The organism is Ruminococcus sp. N15.MGS-57, assembly GCF_000980385.1.
Lineage (GTDB): Bacteria > Bacillota > Clostridia > Oscillospirales > Ruminococcaceae > Hominimerdicola > Hominimerdicola aceti.
This window is the reverse complement of record NZ_LARF01000169.1, coordinates 1-241: the sequence shown is the minus strand read 5'-3', so window position 1 is coordinate 241 and position 241 is coordinate 1. Positions and strand designations below refer to the sequence as shown.

The 241-nt window shown below is 57.3% G+C and carries 2 tRNA genes; both read right to left on the bottom strand.

Going from position 1 to position 241, the window contains the following annotated elements:
• Positions 1 to 83 precede the first annotated feature (83 nt).
• Positions 84 to 159, bottom strand: a tRNA-Phe gene (locus WS40_RS11145).
• Between the two features lie 4 nt (positions 160 to 163).
• Positions 164 to 240, bottom strand: a tRNA-Asp gene (locus tag WS40_RS11140).
• Between the last annotated feature and the right edge of the window lies 1 nt (position 241).

Here is a 241-nt window from a genome sequence, read left to right as displayed (position 1 = left end):
CTCGCTACCTCCACCTTGGCAAGGTGGCGCTCTACCAGATGAGCTACGGCCGCATATTGGAAACCCGGCTGGGTTTCCTTGACTGGTGCCTCCGATCGGAATCGAACCAATGACACGGGGATTTTCAGTCCCCTGCTCTACCGACTGAGCTACAGAGGCATAATGGCGACCCGGATCAGGCTCGAACTGACGACCTCTAGCGTGACAGGCTAGCGTTCTAACCAACTGAACTACCGGGCCA